This is a genomic window from bacterium, from assembly GCA_040753085.1.
Lineage (GTDB): Bacteria > UBA9089 > JASEGY01 > JASEGY01 > JASEGY01 > JASEGY01.
Genome location: JBFMHI010000226.1, coordinates 1 through 3,010, shown reverse-complemented (window position 1 = coordinate 3,010; position 3,010 = coordinate 1). Strand labels below are relative to the sequence as shown.

The 3,010-nt window shown below is 47.7% G+C and carries 3 protein-coding genes; all 3 read right to left on the bottom strand.

What is annotated here, in order from left to right:
* Positions 1–236: 236 nt before the first annotated feature.
* Positions 237–1,451 (bottom strand): SufD family Fe-S cluster assembly protein, encoded by a 1,215-nt coding sequence (locus AB1797_13835; protein ID MEW5768667.1) that lies wholly within the window; start codon positions 1,449–1,451, stop codon positions 237–239.
* Positions 1,452–1,484: 33 nt separating this feature from the next.
* Complete coding sequence (locus tag AB1797_13830; GenBank protein MEW5768666.1) at positions 1,485–1,706, bottom strand: hypothetical protein; 222 nt, start codon at positions 1,704–1,706, stop codon at positions 1,485–1,487.
* A 418-nt stretch (positions 1,707–2,124) separates the two neighbouring features.
* Positions 2,125–2,847: an ABC transporter ATP-binding protein gene (locus tag AB1797_13825; GenBank protein ID MEW5768665.1), complete on the bottom strand. Its 723-nt coding sequence runs from the start codon at positions 2,845–2,847 to the stop codon at positions 2,125–2,127.
* Positions 2,848–3,010 lie beyond the last annotated feature (163 nt).

The following is a 3,010-nucleotide window of genomic DNA, read 5'->3' as shown; positions in this document are numbered from 1 at the left end:
GAGGGATAGGGTGAGGGTGAAATTGGCGGGCAATATTATTACTCTTGTTATTTCACCCTCCCCTAACCCCTCCCATCAAGGGAGGGGAAGCTCTTATGCCGACGCTGTCAGGACAAAAGGAGATGAACTTAACCCATAGCACTATAATCTGTAATGAGCTTACTTTTTTAACTTGATTTTGAGTAGATACCCTCTCTCGTATTTACTCAGCCCTCATTTGCTTTCTCTTAGCCTCATTACAGCATCTCCTTTTCACAGGACTTAATGGCTTTGTCTATCTCTTGGGCCAGAGGTCCAGGCAGGCCCATAATGCCCACGTCCATAAATCCTCGGACAATAGTGGCCGTAGCCTCACCGGCTGACAACCCCCGGGCCATAAGATACTCGATCTCTTCTTGAGCGATCTTGCCTACCGCTGCCTCGTGGCTCATATCTATTCCGGCTGCCTTACCCTCCAGTTCCGGAATGGCGTGGATGAGGCCGTCTTTAAGGATAAGTCCCCGACATTCAAGGTGGGCCTTGACCTCCGGAACTTCCCCTACTAAATGACCCCGGGCAATGATCTTCCCCCCGCCGGATATAGTCCGGGCGATCACCTCAGCCCGTGCCTGGGGGGCCGAGAGAATAACCCTGGAACCAACATCCAGATGTGAACCAGAGGGGGCATAGAGAATAGAGTTATAACGGGCGGTAGCTCCACCACCGACTAACCTGGCAGTGGGATACATCTGAAGAGATTTAACCGGCTTTAAGCAGATATAATTGGAGAGGAAAATCCCACCCTCTTCAATTATAGTGGAAGTCCTGGGCCTGACCATCACCTCTTCTGCCCAGGAATGGATCATAGTGAAGCTTACCTTAGCGCCCCGTTTGATATAAAATTCACTTATCCCAATATGAAGGCCACCCTTAATATAATTAGCCGTGGTGCAGCCGGTAATTATATTAAGCTCTGAACCTTTTTCAGCAATAATGACATTATGCACATGCTGACCCAGCCCCTCCTTACCTATAAAGAGACATGCCTGCAGAGGAAAGGTTGACTTCACCCCTGGCTGTGACCGAATGAAATAGCCATGGTGGGGCGTTATTTGGGCGGCCGCCGTGTATTTGTCCATATCCACAGGCACCGCCTTCCAAAGGTAGTTATCTTTCAGCCAATCATATTTGGCCAGGGCAGAGGTAATACTCATTATCTCCAGACCCTCCTGGTGAGAACCGGCATGAACCACCGAGTGATCCATTTGAACAAAGGTCCCAGAGCGGCCTTCCTCACTGGCCTCTATGCCGGCCTCCCTCATTCTAAGTTTATCTTGCTCATTTAAAGAAGATAAATCTTCCAGGTATGGTCGTGCTTCTGGAGTTTGACGATACTCTTCAATGGCTACATCCTTCCCCAGAGGAGCTGGCTTTGAAACAGCCTCCCTGGCCAGTTCATCAAGGTTTTTCATAATTACCCCCTTTGTAACTATTCAGCCGCGGATTTACACGGATGAAACACTGATTTCTTGTAACCGTTCAGCACATGATGCTGGATGCTCGATGCTCGATGCTCGATCCTCGATGCTGGTAAAGGATCTAGTATCCAGGATCAAGCATCGAGCATCGAGTTTGTGCCTTAGTGGCTGAACGCTTACGATTTCTTTAATATATGAATCATTAAATCCGTGAACCGTGTCCGTGATTCGTGTCTGTAAGGCAACCACAGTTGGGCAACCACAAGGGGTTGCCCTTACTCTCACCTTTGTCTTCTGTCCTCTGCTATCTGCTATTTATCCGTGCTAATCCGTGTTAATCAGTGGCTGAATAGTTACCCCCCTTTTGGTAATTGCCGATTGAGGATTTCGGATTTTCCCATGGCGGATTGTAGATGGGGTTCTTCATTCCGAAATCCGCAATCGTATCTACTCAAAATCAAGTTAAAAAAGTAAGCTCATTACAGATTATAGTGCTATGGGTTAAGTTTCATCTCCTTTTGTACCGACAGCGTCGGCATAAGAGCTTCCCCTCCCTTGATGGGAGAGGTTAGGGGAGGGTGGTAGCTCTTTTTCTAGGGAGAGGGAATTTTGCTTTGTCTCCCAACTAACTGCTTAACTTAGTCTTGAGTAGTTACCCGAAATCGAATTATCGTTTACACACCACACACTCCTCATATCCTCTTTTTCTAATATCCTCTAAGATTTCCCGTGGATTCCCCATACAGCCAATCCGGCCATTAAAAAGAACGCACCCCTTATCAGCCTCCAGATAGTCAAGGATATAGCCGGTATGAGTGATAATTAAGCCTGCTCTCTTTCGTTTCCGGTGAAGATGTTTCTCCAAAAGCTTGTTGGCCACTTCACCTACCAGGGCCATATTCTCTAAATCAACGCCACTTTCAGGTTCGTCCAGCAAGACCAGATCCGGAGATTGGGCCATAAGCTGAAGAAGCTCGGATCGTTTCATCTCTCCTCCGGAAAACCCCAGGTTTATATCCCGGTCAAGAAAATCGGTCAGGTCAAGTTGGCCGGCTAAACTTTCCGGATCAGCCGTACCATTAGAGGCGATCTCGATCATCTGTCTTGTCTTTACCCCCCTGACTACCGGCGGACGCTGCAGGGAAATACCTATCCCCATCCTGGCCCGTTCATTGATGGGCAGGGTATTAATCACCCGGCCATTATAGACAATTCCCCCTTGGGTGATCTTATAGTTGGAAAACCCCATCAGGGTAAGAAGCAAGGATGTCTTCCCGCTGCCATTAGCCCCGAAAAGGATGCAGGTCTCCCCCTCGTTGATCTCCATATTCACCCCCTTTAGGATTTCTTTACCTGAAACCTCCACATAAAGATCTCTTACCTTTAGCATTTATCTCCTCCTCCTAAATAGTGGTATTTTCTCCAGGGTATCTACTCAAAATCAAGTTAAAAAAGTAAGCTCATTACAGATTATAGTGCTATGGGTTAAGTTTCATCTCCTTTTGTCCTGACAGCGTCGGCATAAGAGCTTCCCCTCCCTTGATGGGAGGGGT